The organism is Frateuria aurantia DSM 6220, from assembly GCF_000242255.2.
GTDB lineage: Bacteria > Pseudomonadota > Gammaproteobacteria > Xanthomonadales > Rhodanobacteraceae > Frateuria > Frateuria aurantia.
On record NC_017033.1, the window covers coordinates 3,006,482 to 3,021,474 of the forward strand.

Below are 14,993 nucleotides of genomic sequence, written 5' to 3' on the forward strand. Positions count from 1 at the left end.
TGCGCAGCCTAACACCGCGGTGGAAAAGCGGGTATCCCTGTGGTACCCGACCTGCCGCTCCCGCAGGCAACCCGCCCCTCATCGTCGTATGTCGCCTGCGACGCCCCCATCCCCGGCCATGCCCCTCCCGCACAGGTGGCCGGCTGGCGGCTCGCCCGAGCCCGCCGTTCTCTCGTCAAAGCCATCATCGCCATGTCGTGCTCCAGCCCTTCCGCGCTCGCCCTCAGCATGGCCTTGCTGTCTAGGCCCTTTCCCCCGGACGGCAAGCAGGTGACCGATGACGCGGCGCTCATCGCCCGGGCCTGCCTGCCCACCATCCGCATCCACGCTGCCGAAGTCAATGACGTCTCCTGACGCCATCGGACAAAGCAGCGCCATCGCGGTCGGTCATGTGCCGGTGTTCGCACACACCGGGATAAACCGATGCCACCACCCGCGAACCGCTGCTCCCCGATACCGTGTTCCGGCCGGCCTCGCTGTCCAAGGCCTTGTCATCGATCCTGACCGCACGCCCTGTTCAGGTTGGCGATTTCGACTGGAATACGACTCCGTCATATGCTTCCGGACTTCCATCCGAGAACGCCCGCGAACACGCAGGCAGCCATGGCCGGGGATACCCTCGAACAACGGAGCGGCCTGCCGGCAATATCTGTGACCATCTGATCGAGGCCGCCCCGCCCATTGAACAGGTCGACCGGGTATGTCCGAAGCACCAGCGTGACAGCTGCCAGCATGTCGCCTGAAGCAAAGCTGATCGGCGACGTGGCCAGCGCAAAGCCGGGCAATCCCTGCCCAGCCTGGTCAAGCGGCCATGATTCCGGCGGCCGGTCATGCCCCGTGAGCGGTTTTCCGGAAAGCCCTCCGCGAACGACTGGATCCGGCCGTATCATCGATGCACGACAGGCACGAAAAAGCCCCTCTGACGAGGGGCTTCGCATGATGCCGGGGTGACAGGGCGCCGGGCGTTCTGCCACCAATGGGCACAAGCTTATTTCTTGGCCTTGCTGACGCGGCTGACCTTGGCCGGAGCAGCCACGGTCGCGGTCTTCTTGGCCGATGCCTTCTTGACCGGAGCAGCCTTGACCGGCGCGGCCTTGGCGGCAACCGCCTTTGCCGGCGCGGCCTTGACCGGAGCCGCCTTCTTGGCCACCGGCTTCTTGGCCACGGCCTTCACCGGTGCCGCCTTGGCAACAGCCTTCTTCGGCGCGGCCTTCTTCGCGACGACAGGCTTGGCGACGGCCTTTTTCGGGGCAGCCTTCTTGGCGGCCACGGGCGCCTTGGCAGCGACCTTGCGGGTCACCGGCTTGGCAGCGGCCTTCTTGGCGGCAGCCTTGACCGGAGCGGCCTTGGCCGGGGCAGCCTTCTTGGCGCCCGGCTTCTTGACCACGGCCTTCTTGGCCGCGGTGGCCACGACGCGCTTCAGCTCGTCATCGGTAGGCAGAGGCTGACCAGTGAAGGCATGCAGGAAAGCTTCCACCAGCAGGTCGCTGTTGGTCGCGTGACGCAGGTTGTTGACCTGGCGATGGGTGCGCTCATCGGAAAGCAGGCGCAGCACGTGCAGGGGGATCGACACGGTGATCTTGCGGACCGCGCCGGCCTTTTCGCCGTGCTCGACATAAGGCTTGATGAATTTGTTTGATGCCATGGCTTTTGATTCCAATCAGTTGCAGCGAAAATTATTCCGGAAGCGCGGGGCTGTCAATGAATTTTACTCTTAAATGAATTGACTGCATGCTTTTGAATTCAGTGCATTTACCGTCCTGGACGGCAAAATGCACACCGGAAAATTCTCATGGTATAGACTTCCATACGCCTCAGAAGAAAATCATCGTGAAGACACGACAACCTCACAAGCATCTGATTTGCATGAAATAAATCAAGAAAAGCCCAGCACCCGCGGACATGCACCCGCGACTGTCAGGCAGATCCAATGAATGAGGCTGCGACCTTACGGCACGCCAGCCTCCATGAACAGAACACGACTGGGGTTCAGCCCAGTGCGCGCTCCAAAGCGGTGGCATAGGCCTCGATATCGTCCGCCGTGTGAACCTCGGTGGCGCAGACCAGCAAGGTATGGGCATGACCGGCATACTCGCTGCCCACCGCAAAACCGGCGACGATGTTCTCGGCAGCCAGAGCGGTGATGACCTGCTCGGCAGGAACCGGCAGGCTCAAGGCCAGCTCGTGGAAGAACGGCTGGTCGAAGCGCTGCGACACGCCCTTGATCTTCAGCAGACGATCACGCAACGCACGCGTGTTCTGCATGCTCTGTGCCGCGACGCGACGCAGGCCTTCCGGGCCCAGCAGGGACATGTAGATGGTTGCCGCCGTCACCAGCAGGCCCTGGTTGGTGCAGATGTTGGAATTGGCCTTGGCCCGGCGGATGTGCTGCTCGCGCGCCTGCAGGGTCAGGGCGAACCCCGGCTTGCCATCCAGATCGGTGGTGCGGCCCACAATGCGCCCCGACATCTGGCGGATATAAGCCTGCTTGCAGGCCAGGATCCCGAAATACGGACCGCCCGACGACAACGGCACGCCCAGCGGCTGGCCGTCGCCACAGACGATGTCGACCCCGGCGGTCCCCCACTCGCCCGGCGCCGGCAATACCGCCAGCGACATGGGGTTGACCACCGCGATGGCCAGCGCCCCCTGGGCATGGGCCCAATCGGTCAGTGCATCCACATCTTCCAGCACGCCGAAGAAGTTGGGCTGCGGAATCACCAGCGCGGAGAACGCGCCCAGAGCCGCGGCATCCAGGCTTGCCGGATCCAGCCGCCCGTCAGGCACCGGCAGCTCGACCACCTCGACGTTCTGCAGGCCGACAATGGTCTTCAGCGTCTGCCGATAGGCGGGATGCACGCTTTCCGGCACCAGCACCCGGGGCACACCCTTCCTGACCGAGCGGATGGCCATCAGCACCGCCTCGGCCAACGAGGTCGCCCCGTCATACAGCGAGGCATTGCTGACATCCATGCCGGTCAGACGCGCCATCATGGTCTGGTATTCGTAGATCAGCTGCAGGGTGCCCTGGCTGGCCTCGGCCTGGTAGGGGGTATACGCCGAGTAGTATTCACCCCGGGTGGTAATCGCCCATACCGCCGCCGGGACATGATGCTGATAGGCACCGGCACCCACGAAATTCAGCGGCACCCCGTCCTGCGCCGCACGCTCGCGCATCAACCGGCCGACCTGCATTTCGTTCATGCCCGCCGGTACCTGCCGGAGCACCGACTGCTTCAGCCCGGCGGGAATTTCGTCAAACAAGTCTTCGATCTGCTCGACCCCGATGGTCTTGAGCATCGCTTGGACATCGGATTCGGAGTGCGGAATAAAAGGCATGGGGCACCAGGCAACGGGTCTTGTAAATGACGACTGCCGGACACGACGGGCGGCCGGCAGTATTGAAACGATCAGCCGGGAAGGATCAGTGATCTTCCGATTCGATCAGCTCGGCATAGGCATCGGCATCAAGAAGCTCGTCCAGCTCGGCGCGGTCGCTGACCTTCAGCAACACCACCCAGCCGGCGCCATAGGCATCTTCATTGATGATTTCCGGCTGATCCAGCAGGGCCGCATTGACTTCCACCACCTCGCCCGAAACCGGCGCGTAGATATCGGAAGCAGCCTTGACCGACTCGACCACGGCCAGACCGGCACCGGCCTGAAGGCTGGCACCGACTTCCGGAAGTTCGACATAGACCAGGTCACCCAGCTGTGACTGGGCATGGTCGGAAATGCCGACCCGGACCAGGCCGTCGTCTTCGATACGCGCCCATTCATGGGATTTCAGAAATTTAAGATCGCCGGGGATCTCGCTCATAATCTGGGGTCCAATCGCTGAAGTTGAATAAAGTCGGGTTGAAACTGGCGACAAGCCATCTGCAAGTGTAACGGCTCGCCGCGCAGGGGAGAACGGATGGCGCCGATCAGATGCCCTCGCAGGGCTTCCCGTCGCGCACAAAGGGGTATTTGACCTGCCGCACCGGCAACTCTCGGCCGCGGATATCGACCCGCACATCGCCCAGCTCGCCGGCAGGCACCCGCGCAAAGGCGATCGAGCGCTGCAAGGTCGGCGAAAACGTGCCGGACAGGATCTCGCCCTCACCGGCGGCCGTCAGCACTTTCTGGCCATGCCGCAGCACACCCTTGCCGTCCAGTACCAGTCCGATCAGCTGTCGCGGCACGCCAGCGGACCGCTGAGCCTCCAGCGCGGCGCGCCCGACAAAGTCGCGTCCCTCGTCCAGCGATACGGTCCAGGCCAGACCGGCCTCCCAGGGCGTGACCGTCTCGTCCATGTCCTGGCCGTAAAGATTCATGCCGGCTTCCAGCCGCAGGGTATCGCGGGCGCCCAGACCGGCGGGGGCCACGCCGGCCGCCAGCAGGGCCTGCCAGAAGGCTTCGGCCTGACCGGCCGGCAAAATGACCTCGAAGCCGTCCTCGCCGGTATAACCGGTACGGGCGACAAACAGATCGAAACCCTCCAGCCCCCTGGCCTGACGGGCGGCGAACTTGCCCAGCCCGGCGATGGCCTCCTGCGATTCGGCACTCAGCAGGCCGATGACCTTCTCCCGGGCCTGCGGCCCCTGGATGGCGATCATCGCGAAATCCGGGCGCTCCTTCACTTCGACGTCAAAGGCCCTGGCGCGGGCCTGCAGCCAGGCCAGATCCTTGTCGCGGGTGGAGGCATTCACCACCAGCCGGAAATGCCGCTCGTCCAGGAAATACACAATCAGATCGTCGATCACTCCGCCCTGCTCATTGAGCATGCAGGAGTACAAGGCCTTCCCCGGACGCTTCAGCTTGTCGACGTTGTTGGCCAGCAGATACCGCAGAAATTCCCGGACCCGCTCGCCATGCAGATCGACTACCGTCATGTGCGAGACATCGAACATGCCGGCCGCCTGGCGCACGACATGATGCTCGTCCAGCTGCGAACCGTAATTGATCGGCATGTCCCAGCCGCCGAAATCCACCATGCGGGCGCCGGCCGTCCGATGACTGGCGTTGAGAACGGTCTGTGCGGTCATGAGCGGATATCCCAGGGCAAAGGAGGCGATTATCGCCGTTTACGGGGCCGGATATCAAAGACTCTCAACGGTTTGCGGCAGCAGGGCACAAACCCTGACTGCAAAATCACCTTGCAAAACCCTTCCGCAGGCTGAATCATCGCCCAATGAACGCCACATCCTCAGCCGGCCAGGCTCATGTCGACACCGGTTCATCGCCGCCCAGGCTGATGCTGAGCGGCGACTGGACCCTGGCCAGCTATCCCGAATTGCTGCAGACCTGCGAGGCCATCCAGAGCCAGATCACCGCCCAGACCGTCATCGACCTCGACGGACTCAGCCGCCTGGATACCGCCGGCGCCGACCTGATCAACCAGCTGTGCGAGCCCATTCCCGCAGCCGAGCGCTGGTCGGACCACGAGCACCAGCCCGGCGGACGGCTGGCCATGCTGCGACTGGTCGCCCAGGCGCGGCAAGGCTACGGTCCGCCGCCACCGCCGCCAGGCCGCCGGACCCTGACCGACGGGCTGGCCCATATCGGCGAGGTCATGGCCGGCATCGGCCAGACCACGGTCCAGCTGCTGGGCTTCGGCGGTCTGGTGCTGGCCTCGCTGGCCCGCGAGGTGAGCCACCCTTCACGCTGGCGGCTGACCGCACTGAACGCGCAGATCGAGCAGACCGGCTGGAATGCCATTCCCATCGTCGCCCTGCTGACCTTCATGGTCGGAGCCGTGGTCGCCTTTCTGGGCGCCACCGTGCTGAAGGACTTCGGTGCCACCATCTATACCGTCGACCTGGTCGCCTTCTCCTTCCTGCGCGAGTTCGGGGTACTGCTGACCGCCATCCTGCTGGCCGGCCGGACCGCCAGCGCCTTCACCGCCCAGATCGGCTCGATGCGGGCCAATCAGGAAGTCGATGCCCTGCGCACCCTGGGCCTGGATCCGGTCGCGCTGCTGGTCATCCCGCGCGTGCTGGCCTTGCTGATCTCGCTGCCGGCCCTGACCTTTATCGCGATGCTGGCCGGCTTGTGCGGCGGCGCCATGGTCTGCAGCCTGACTCTGGATATTTCGCCGACCATGTTCCTTGGTCTGCTGCACAGCGATATCCCGGTGGCCAATTTTCTGGTCGGCCTGGTCAAGGCGCCGATCTTCGCCTTCGTGATTGCCTTGATCGGCTGCCGCGAAGGCTTCCGGGTCAGCGGCAGCGCCGCCTCGGTCGGCGCCCACACCACCTCCAGCGTGGTGCAGTCGATTTTCGTGGTGATCCTGCTGGATGCGCTGGCCGCCCTGTTCTTTATGGAGATGGGCTGGTGAGCGGCAGCGGCGCAATCATGCCGGGCACGGCCAGGCCCGCGACCTCTGGCACCGGCACGGAGGATCAGGATGTCGTCGTCGCCATCCACGATCTGCGCAACCAGTTCGGTCCCCAGGTCGTGCACGACCATCTGGATCTGCAGATCCGCCGCGGCGAAATCCTCGGCGTGGTCGGCGGCTCCGGCACCGGCAAATCGGTGCTGCTGCGCTCCATCATCGGACTGCAGCCACCGACCCAGGGCGAGGTCCGGGTGTTCGGCGAGGATCTGCTGAGTCTGGATACCGAAGCCCGCGAGAAACTGGAGCAGCGCTTCGGCGTGCTGTTCCAGAACGGTGCCCTGTTCTCCTCGCAGACGGTGATCGAGAACATCGCGATGCCGATGATCGAGCATGCCGGACTCGATCGCGTGCAGGCCACGCAGCTGGCCCATCTGAAACTGGCCCTGGTCGGTCTGACCCGCGAGGCCGCCAACAAATATCCTTCCGAACTGTCCGGCGGCATGGTCAAGCGCGCAGCGCTGGCCCGTGCGCTGGCGCTGGATCCCGAAATCCTGTTTCTGGACGAGCCTACCGCCGGGCTGGATCCGATTGCCGCCGCCGCCTTCGACCAGCTGATCCAGACCCTGCGCGATGCCCTGGGTCTGACCGTGTTCCTGGTCACCCATGATCTGGACACGCTCTACACCATCTGCGACCGGGTCGCCGTGATTTCACAGAAGCGGGTCCTGGTCTGCGCGCCGCTGGACCAGGTCGCCGAAACACCCGATGCCTGGGTGCAGGCTTATTTTCACGGTCCCAGAGGACGTGCGGCCGAAGCCGCCTCGCTCCGGGCATCCACACGACAGGTAGACTGATGGAAACCCGCGCGCATCACGTGCTGATCGGACTGTTCACCGTACTGACGGTGACGGCCTCCCTGCTGTTTGCCCTGTGGCTGGGCCATGCCGGCGGCAACGAAAAGCAGAACACCTACCGGATCATCTTCCGCGAATCGGTCAACGGACTCTCGCAAGGCGCCGCCGTCCAGTACAACGGCATCAGTGTCGGCGACATACGCAAACTGCAGCTGGATCCGGCCGATCCGCGCCGGGTCATCGCCATCATCCGCGTCAATGCCAGCACGCCGATCAAGCAGGACACCCACGCCAAGCTGATGCTGACCAGTGTCACCGGCGGCGCGGTGATCATGCTCAGCGGCGGCAGCCCCGACTCGCCCTCGCTGGAACCCGTCGACCACGAACCGCCGACCATCATCGCCGACCGCTCGCCCCTGAGCCGCCTGCTGAACAACGGCGAAGACATGATGACCTCGATCAACGAGATCGTGGCCCGGGTCAACCGCATGGTGTCGCCAGACAATATCCGGCATATCAATCAGACCCTGGCCAATCTGGACACCATCACCGGCGCGGTCGCCTCCCAGCGCCAGGATCTGCATGACCTGGTCGGCCAGCTGACCGACATCACCGGCCAGACCCGCCAGCTGATCCAGCAAAGCCAGAGTCTGGTCACCCATACCGATCAGCTGCTGCAGCACCAGGGCACCCAGATCATGGACCACAGCCAGCAGACCCTGGACAACCTGCAGCACATCACGGCCACGCTGGACCAGCTGCTGAGCCGCAATCAGGGCGCGCTGGACCGCGGCATGCAAGGGGCCGCCGAACTGGGGCCGGCCATCCACCAGCTGCAGCGCAGCCTGATCGACCTGCGCCAGTTCACCGGCCAGCTGAAAGCCAATCCCTCCAGCCTGTTGCGGGGCGAGGACCAACGCAAGGAATTCGTACCGTGAAGCCGATGACTGCCACTGTCGCCCGTCTGGGCACCCGACTGGCCGCACTGCTCGGCGTGATCAGCCTCGGCGCCTGCTCGGTACTGCCCCGTCCTGATCCGCCGACCGTCTACGCCCTGCCTCAGCCGCAGGCCCCCGCCTCGACGGTGACGACAGTACCGGAGCCGGAGTGGTCACTGCAGATCGCCACGCCGCTGGCGCCGGCCGCCGTCAATCGCAGCGCCATCACCGTGCTGCCGCGTCCCGACCTGGTCAACAATTATCGCGGTGCCCGCTGGAGCGATCCCGCACCGATCCTGTTCCGCGACGCGCTGGTCCGCCGCCTGCAGCTCAGCCATCCCGGCGCCGTGATCACCAGCGATGACAGCGACGTGCCGACCCGCTACAAGCTGGTAGGTCGGCTGGATGCTTTCCAGAGCGAATACCGCAACGGCCAGCCGCAGATCGTCATCCATTATCAGGCCCAGCTGCTGGGGGGAGATGCCCAGAGCGCCGTGGCCGTCCGCCGCTTCGATATCAGTCTGGCGCCCGGTTCCACAGCAGTCGGCGATGTGGTGGCCGGGTTCGGTCAGGCCGTGCAACAGCTGGATGGGCAAGTGCAAGCCTGGCTGAATGCGGTGATCCCCGCCTCGCCCCCGAGTGCCAGCGCGGCATCGCCCACGCCCTGACATGTCTGTCGCTTGCGCGGCGCTGAAGGAATAGCCCCCTCTGCGCCGGCACCGGCCGCCCAGCGGCCGTGAAGGCTACTATCAGGTGCTTGCCTGACCTGGGCACCGCCGGGCACCATCAAGCCGATTTGTCCGGCACCTCGGCACCCGCTCGCGGATGCATCCAGCTCCGGACGCAAGTCCACGTCGGCAGCGCTCGGTCAACCGCCGCGGATAGCTGGACGGTCCCGGCTGAAACGCCCTCGCCCTCACCGCTCAAGCCAGTCGCCTGCGGACCCAGGGCCGGGCGAGGAGACCGCGGTCAGCCCGACCATCACCTTAGTTTTCTGGTGCCTCTGTCCGGCCTGGCTTCCCCTGCCAGAATCCACGCGCAGCCTGCCGACCGGGCCGCAAGCCGCCTGCCGTTTGCCCAAAGCCGTGCAAACATTGACAATATCCGGTCCTGGACCGGTCAAGCGTCACCGTTCCGCCTTCCGTTTGTCAGCCGAGAACCCGCCAACATGAGCGAACGCGAAACGATGGAATATGATGTGATCGTGGTTGGTGCGGGCCCGTCCGGCCTGTCCTTCGCGATCCGCATGAAACAGCTCAAGCCCGAGCTGAACATCTGTGTCATCGAAAAAGCCTCTACCGTCGGTGCCCAGATCCTGTCCGGTGCCGTGATCGAGCCGCAGCCGCTGGATGCCCTGCTGCCCGGCTGGCGCGAAGCGCCGCCGCCGATCTGCATCCCGGCCACCGAAGACGAGTTCTGGCTGCTCAACCAGACCGGCGGCCGCAAGCTGCCCCTGCCGCCCGGCATGCACAATCATGGCAACTTTATCGTGTCGCTGGGCGCCATGTGCGCCTGGATGGCCCCGCAGGCCGAAGCCCTGGGCGTGGATGTGTTCCCGGGCTTTGCCGCCAGCGAAACCATCACCCGCGAAGACGGCTCCGTCGCCGGTGTCCGCATCGGTGACATGGGTGTCGCCAAGGACGGCAGCCACAAGGCCGGCTATACCCAGGGCATCGACATCACCGCCAAGCTGACCGTGCTGGCCGAAGGTGCCCGCGGCCATCTGAGCAAGCGCCTGATCAAGCAGTTCAAGCTGGACGAAGGTCACGACCCGCAGACCTATTCCATCGGCATCAAGGAACTGTGGCAGGTGCCCGCCGGCCGCGTCTCGCCCGGCAAGATCGTGCACAGCGTGGGCTGGCCGGCCGACACCCAGACCTATGGCGGCAGCTTCCTGTATCACCTGGATGGCGATCGCATCGCTTTGGGCTATGTCAGCGGCCTGGATTACAAAGACCCCGAATACAAGCCCTGGGAAGCCTTCCAGCAGTGGAAGAACCACCCCATGGTCAAGGAGCTGCTGGAAGGCGGCAGCATTCTTTCGGCCGGTGCCCGCGCCATCGTCACCGGCGGCTGGCAGTCCCTGCCCACCGTGGAAATGCCAGGCGCCATCCTGATCGGCGATACGGCCGGCCTGCTGAACGTACCCAAGATCAAGGGCACCCACCAGGCCATCCGCAGCGGCATGCTCGCCGCCGAACACGTCGCAGACACCTTGCAAAGCACCGGCTGGGATGCTCGCCTGCGTGACTCCGAAGTCATGGCCGAGCTCAGGGAAGTCCGCAATATCAAGCCCGGCTTCAAGAAAGGCTTCTGGTTCGGCATGCTCAATGCCGCCTGGGAAACCGCGGTCAAGGGCCGCTCGCCCTGGACCCTGAAAAACAAGCCCGACTGGGCTTCGCTTTACAAGGTCGGCGAACACGAAGCACCGAAACGCGACTATGTCGAGCGCACCCTGGCCCCGCGTGACCGTCTGGCCGGCGTCTACTTCGCCGCCACCGAGCACGAGGAAGACCAGCCCGTCCATCTGCAGGTCACCGATCCGTCCGTCTGCGTGGAGCAGTGCGCCCGCGAATACGACAACCCCTGTACCCGCTTCTGCCCCGCCGGCGTCTACGAGATCGTCGAGGAAGAAGCCGGCAAGCGCCTGCAGATCAACGCCGCCAACTGCGTGCACTGCAAGACCTGCGATATCAAGGACCCCTACCAGATCATCAACTGGGTCACCCCGGAAGGCGGTTCGGGTCCCAATTACCAAAATCTGTAAGTACCAGTTCAAGGCATCTTGGCAACAAATCGACACATGCTCCCGGCCTGCGTATCTAAAGCCGGGAGCATTTGATCAAGCTGATCGCCAAGTACAACAGCTGGGCAGCACCATTCGACATTAACCGCGCTCATCTGCCATGGTCTCGGTGAAGTCGGCTGGACTTTCGACCAGCCTCCATCAAGTCGTTTGGCGATGAAGACAAGAAAGCGCACTGATGCCCTTTGATCAATCCTTGCAAAAATCCGACTATCCGCAACGTTTGGCATGGATCAGCACCTGGGATATTCGCTGCGGGATTGCCGAATACTCCCGCTTTCTACTTGAACATTGGCCCAGACAAGAACAGCCGATCGTGCTTTTCAATGATACCCGCGCAGACAAGTCGGAAATGCGACTGGGTAGCAATGCAGTGATATCGCACCCTTGCTGGATCCCAAGCGACGATGCATCTCTGACTTCACTCTTTAAGGCATTGGAGGAATACCGGCCCGACCATCTGGTTGTTCAACACCAACCTGGCCTCATTACCTGGCAAGGCCTCGGCAAACTGCTGGAGTTCACCAAGTCCAGAGCCATCCCTTGTACCGTCATGCTGCACAATGTGCAGAATCTGGCGATTCAATCCGATGTCAATGAGCTCACAAAACCACTTGTCGCAATTAGACATCTCTTGGTTCACACCAATGCAGACAAGAAGAGACTTGCTGACATAGGTATTCGTGGCAATGTCGCGGTGTTTCCGCATGGTGCGATCGCCAATGCCGTGACCACGGTACCTGCCCGCTCCATTACAAAAGACACAAAGGAAGTGCTGATTGGAGCCTACGGCTTCATGCTTCCACACAAAGGCTTTTTGGAGTTGGTCAAGGCCGTGGGCAAACTGAGCGCCGAATGGCAGAACATTCGGCTTAGAATGGTGACATCCCAGTATCCTATCCCCGAATCCGAGGCTTATCTGAAGCAATGCAGGGATGCCAATTCGTTACCTGACAAACAAGTCGAGTGGCATACCGACTACCTTCCCAATCAACAGTCACTGGATCTTTTGCGTGATTGTGATCTTATCATCATGCCTTATCTCGAAACCACAGAATCGGCCAGTGGTGCATTACGCAACGCCCTTGCTTCACGAGCTCCAGTAATGGTTTCACCTATCGCCTTCTTTGATGAGGCAGGCCCTGCCGTATTGCGAGCCAATGGTCGCTGCGCTGACGCCTTGGCCATTTCCATCCGGGATGCCTTGATGGATTTAAGCCTCCGAAAACGTGTAAAAAGCAATGCTCGCCGCTGGCTGCGCGCCCGTGATTGGGCAAAAATGAGCCTAAAGCTTCACGGAATGATCGCCGGTTGAACGCCTTGTCATCCTTGGGTATCAAAGCCTCCCAAGCAATACCGCACACCAGAAACCCAGATCACCGGCCCGGGTCTGTCGATACAGATGCATCCGGTAAAAACCGACCAGCCGTCCAAACAGTCCGCTTTCGCGCAGCTGCCGATAAGCCCGAAGGCTCGCCGCCGACTCCGCACTCAGCCAGGACTCCATCGCAGTCAGTGCGGGCAGATTGATATCGTTCCAGCGCCGATAACTGCCTCCCAACATCTGGCCGAAACGCCGCCAGCGCTGACGCCAGCCCAGCGCCGCACCGATCACATTGCTGCCGTGCTGGCGATAACTGATCGATGGCTGCTGATCGTAATACACATGTCCCCCAGCCCCGGTCACCAGCAGGTACGCCCACCAATCATGTGACACCACGGGCTGATCATCCGGCGTCGCGGCCAGCAACCGCATCGCCGCCGCATTGACCACCATGGTATTGGCGCCCGCCAGACTCTGGACCAACGCATTGCGAAACGAGGGCGGCCGCCCGAAATACATGGACAGACCACAAGCCCTCCCCTCCATATCGATCAGCCGGCTGCGACCACAATACAAGGCCGGCTTCTTCTCCGGCCACCGCTGCAAGACTTCGATGGCCCGCTGCAGCTTGTCCGCATCCCAGACATCATCCTGATCGCAGAACGCGAAATACTCCGCCTGCCCCGCCGCGGCCCGCAGCACCGACATAAAATTTGCCGCATAGCCCTTGCCCGGACCGCGCAGCAATTGCACCTTCTCCGCACCATGCTCCGCGCGAAACGCCTCCAGCTGCGCCAGCGTGCCATCCGTCGAACCATCATCCGAAGCCAGCAGACGCCAGTTTCCCCAGGTCTGCGCCGCAATCGACGCCAGCTGCGCCGGAAGAAATGCCGCCCCGTTCCAGGTGCACAACAAAATCGCCACACTGGAGGCCCGGGTCTCAGTCATCAACTTGCTCGCTTCGCTTTCCGTCATGCAAAGCATCATGCATCACTATGCAACCTTTATCAGCGTGATCAAGCAAGCCAAGCCTTATGGTTTCATGACCTGTACAAACCCTCATGCCGGACCCTATGCCTGATGGAGAAAAGCCTCAACCATGGCCATGGAACCCCGAGGGTCATGCCTTGCCGACATACCACCAAGCGTTTCCCAGCCAGCGCCGCATCTTTCTGGGAAAGCGCAAGCGGTCCTTCTGGACCGTTCGAAGAGGGCGAGCCGCATCTTCCTGCAAGTCCTCGACAACCGACTCCGGCGTGCAAAACAGCTGCATCTGCCAATCCCAGTAAACGGGATACAGAATCAAGGCCCCCGCAACCAGAGCATCCAGCGTCAGCTCACGCTCGCGCCAAGGCAAAGGAGCCAGTACATCCTCGGTAAGACCCCAGCCAGCGTAGAAGGGCTTGCCATAGGTCACCACTTCACGGCCACGCAGCAAGGCATCAAAACCTGCCAGTGACGACAAGGTATGCACCTCATCCGCCGCCTCGATCAAGGACAGCACATCGGAATGGGCATCGACGATATCTGCCAGTTGTGCAGCCTCGATCAATCCCTTGCGATTGCCTGACAACACATCCGGATGCGGCTTGTAGACAATAAAGGCCTCGGGCCGGCGACGCCTGACTTCCAGCAGCAAATCCTCGGCCGAGGCAAAGCGCCCCGTACCAAACCGGATCGAAGCATCATCCGCCACCTGTCCCGGTACCAGCACCACCCTGGCGCCCGCCGGAGCCGTCCAGAGCGGACGCCTGCGTCCCAGGTTGTACTTGGTCACCCCTGCCTTGCAGACCTGTTCGCGCAAGCGGGCAGCGCGCTGCAACAGCTGGGGCGTGAAAACCTGATGATTGAGAATATCCGACAAGTCGCTCGGCCCACGCGCATCAAAATACAGTCGCTGCCGATCGATCACCTGGCTGCGTGGAGCGACCATATCCGAGCCCAGCCCGCAGGAATGGAAAAAGCCATCCTCGATGCGGTAGACCGGAATATCCGCAGGAACATCCTCGGCCGGCTTGCCGCCCCAGACAATGGCCTGATCGCAGGAACGCAATTCACTGCCCTGCTTGATCCAGCGTAGCCGGCCCAAGCCCGCACCAAGATACGCCGCCGCAAAACGACGCTTCCACAGCTGGAAACGCAATATCGCCGGCTGGTCCATATCCGCAAAACGACGCCGCACCTGCTGCTGCAAAGCCAAGGACTCAAGCAGCAGCTCGAGTGAACCCGCCCCCTGGCCGGATGGATGCCGATAACGCGCCAGTCGCCGATAGACCAGATGAAACAATTGCGGCAAACCGAGGGAAACCTTGGCAAGCGTGGCGGCCGCCGCATGATCCTGAGTCAAACCCCAACCGGCATAGTGAGCGCCCCCATAGATATGCAAGGGGCAGCCGGCCAGCAAGGCAAGCCAGCCCTCGTCGGCATCCACGGTATAAGCGGCGGAGACCTGTTGCAGAATCGCCGACAAGTCCAGTCCATGTGGCAAAAGCCGATAGGACGACTTCAGCGTGGCCGACTGACGCGCCAGCCAGCCAGTCCCCTCGGCCGACGGCCATACCCATATCTCGGCCTTGTCCGCCAAAGCCGCTTGCAAAGCTTGCCGAGCAACACGATCACCGCGCCCTGGCTGGTCAAAGACCAGCACCGGAGCCACCGCCTTTTGCGCCGCCGACCAGGTACGGGCACCGCTGATCGAAGTACCGACAGCCAGAACCGCTTGCATCAGACTAGACCGATGCTCGTCTAGAGA

General features: G+C 62.8%; 13 protein-coding genes. 7 read left to right on the forward strand and 6 right to left on the reverse strand.

Annotation, left to right across the window (positions count from 1 at the left end):
• Positions 1 to 39 precede the first annotated feature (39 nt).
• Positions 40 to 354 carry a hypothetical protein gene (locus FRAAU_RS17305; RefSeq protein ID WP_014404140.1) on the forward strand — a complete coding sequence of 105 codons (315 nt, stop codon included), beginning with the start codon at positions 40 to 42 and terminating at the stop codon, positions 352 to 354.
• A gap of 634 nt (positions 355 to 988) precedes the next feature.
• Here FRAAU_RS17305 and metJ read toward each other — a convergent pair.
• The 4 genes from metJ to gcvT all read right to left on the reverse strand — a co-directional run bounded on the left by metJ (position 989) and on the right by gcvT (position 5,027).
• On the reverse strand, positions 989 to 1,645 hold the full coding sequence (metJ, locus tag FRAAU_RS17915; RefSeq protein WP_014404141.1) for a met regulon transcriptional regulator MetJ: 657 nt from the start codon (positions 1,643 to 1,645) through the stop codon (positions 989 to 991).
• Between the two features lie 344 nt (positions 1,646 to 1,989).
• A complete protein-coding gene (gcvPA, locus tag FRAAU_RS13855; RefSeq protein WP_014404142.1) occupies positions 1,990 to 3,339 on the reverse strand; it encodes an aminomethyl-transferring glycine dehydrogenase subunit GcvPA in 1,350 nt (449 codons plus the stop codon).
• A gap of 85 nt (positions 3,340 to 3,424) precedes the next feature.
• Positions 3,425 to 3,820, reverse strand: coding sequence for a glycine cleavage system protein GcvH (gene gcvH, locus FRAAU_RS13860; protein ID WP_014404143.1), 396 nt, complete (start codon positions 3,818 to 3,820; stop codon positions 3,425 to 3,427).
• Between the two features lie 106 nt (positions 3,821 to 3,926).
• On the reverse strand, positions 3,927 to 5,027 hold the full coding sequence (gene gcvT, locus FRAAU_RS13865) for a glycine cleavage system aminomethyltransferase GcvT (RefSeq protein ID WP_014404144.1): 1,101 nt from the start codon (positions 5,025 to 5,027) through the stop codon (positions 3,927 to 3,929).
• A 146-nt stretch (positions 5,028 to 5,173) separates the two neighbouring features.
• On the opposite strand from gcvT, the gene FRAAU_RS13870 reads away from it, so the two are divergent.
• The 6 genes from FRAAU_RS13870 to FRAAU_RS13895 all read left to right on the forward strand — a co-directional run bounded on the left by FRAAU_RS13870 (position 5,174) and on the right by FRAAU_RS13895 (position 12,232).
• Positions 5,174 to 6,319 (forward strand): ABC transporter permease, encoded by a 1,146-nt coding sequence (locus FRAAU_RS13870; RefSeq protein WP_014404145.1) that lies wholly within the window; start codon positions 5,174 to 5,176, stop codon positions 6,317 to 6,319.
• 17 nt (positions 6,320 to 6,336) lie between these two features.
• The gene (locus FRAAU_RS13875) at positions 6,337 to 7,173 is read left to right on the forward strand and encodes an ABC transporter ATP-binding protein (RefSeq protein WP_052318007.1); all 837 of its coding nucleotides are present in this window, start codon (positions 6,337 to 6,339) and stop codon (positions 7,171 to 7,173) included.
• Entirely contained in the window at positions 7,173 to 8,111 is a 939-nt protein-coding gene (locus FRAAU_RS13880; RefSeq protein ID WP_014404147.1) for an MlaD family protein, read from the forward strand. The genes FRAAU_RS13875 and FRAAU_RS13880 overlap by 1 nt, the downstream gene beginning before the upstream one ends.
• Positions 8,112 to 8,116: 5 nt before the next feature.
• Entirely contained in the window at positions 8,117 to 8,779 is a 663-nt protein-coding gene (locus FRAAU_RS13885; RefSeq protein ID WP_245546487.1) for an ABC-type transport auxiliary lipoprotein family protein, read from the forward strand.
• 500 nt (positions 8,780 to 9,279) lie between these two features.
• Positions 9,280 to 10,878 (forward strand): electron transfer flavoprotein-ubiquinone oxidoreductase, encoded by a 1,599-nt coding sequence (locus FRAAU_RS13890; protein ID WP_014404149.1) that lies wholly within the window; start codon positions 9,280 to 9,282, stop codon positions 10,876 to 10,878.
• Positions 10,879 to 11,095: 217 nt separating this feature from the next.
• Positions 11,096 to 12,232, forward strand: a complete 1,137-nt coding sequence (locus tag FRAAU_RS13895; RefSeq protein ID WP_014404150.1) for a glycosyltransferase — start codon at positions 11,096 to 11,098, stop codon at positions 12,230 to 12,232.
• Positions 12,233 to 12,253: 21 nt separating this feature from the next.
• Here FRAAU_RS13895 and FRAAU_RS13900 read toward each other — a convergent pair whose 3' ends face one another.
• Positions 12,254 to 13,216 carry a glycosyltransferase family 2 protein gene (locus FRAAU_RS13900; protein ID WP_052317916.1) on the reverse strand — a complete coding sequence of 321 codons (963 nt, stop codon included), beginning with the start codon at positions 13,214 to 13,216 and terminating at the stop codon, positions 12,254 to 12,256.
• A gap of 145 nt (positions 13,217 to 13,361) precedes the next feature.
• Complete coding sequence (locus tag FRAAU_RS13905; protein ID WP_052317917.1) at positions 13,362 to 14,966, reverse strand: capsular polysaccharide export protein, LipB/KpsS family; 1,605 nt, start codon at positions 14,964 to 14,966, stop codon at positions 13,362 to 13,364.
• Between the last annotated feature and the right edge of the window lie 27 nt (positions 14,967 to 14,993).

Coding starts and splice junctions, on each gene's coding strand:
- metJ (WP_014404141.1), bottom strand. CDS start 1,645: ATGGCATCAAACAAATTCATCAAGCCTTATGTCGAGCACGGCGAAAAG.
- gcvPA (WP_014404142.1), bottom strand. CDS start 3,339: ATGCCTTTTATTCCGCACTCCGAATCCGATGTCCAAGCGATGCTCAAG.
- gcvH (WP_014404143.1), bottom strand. CDS start 3,820: ATGAGCGAGATCCCCGGCGATCTTAAATTTCTGAAATCCCATGAATGG.
- gcvT (WP_014404144.1), bottom strand. CDS start 5,027: ATGACCGCACAGACCGTTCTCAACGCCAGTCATCGGACGGCCGGCGCC.
- FRAAU_RS13870 (WP_014404145.1), top strand. CDS start 5,174: ATGAACGCCACATCCTCAGCCGGCCAGGCTCATGTCGACACCGGTTCA.
- FRAAU_RS13875 (WP_052318007.1), top strand. CDS start 6,337: ATGCCGGGCACGGCCAGGCCCGCGACCTCTGGCACCGGCACGGAGGAT.
- FRAAU_RS13880 (WP_014404147.1), top strand. CDS start 7,173: ATGGAAACCCGCGCGCATCACGTGCTGATCGGACTGTTCACCGTACTG.
- FRAAU_RS13885 (WP_245546487.1), top strand. CDS start 8,117: ATGACTGCCACTGTCGCCCGTCTGGGCACCCGACTGGCCGCACTGCTC.
- FRAAU_RS13890 (WP_014404149.1), top strand. CDS start 9,280: ATGAGCGAACGCGAAACGATGGAATATGATGTGATCGTGGTTGGTGCG.
- FRAAU_RS13895 (WP_014404150.1), top strand. CDS start 11,096: ATGCCCTTTGATCAATCCTTGCAAAAATCCGACTATCCGCAACGTTTG.
- FRAAU_RS13900 (WP_052317916.1), bottom strand. CDS start 13,216: ATGACGGAAAGCGAAGCGAGCAAGTTGATGACTGAGACCCGGGCCTCC.
- FRAAU_RS13905 (WP_052317917.1), bottom strand. CDS start 14,966: ATGCAAGCGGTTCTGGCTGTCGGTACTTCGATCAGCGGTGCCCGTACC.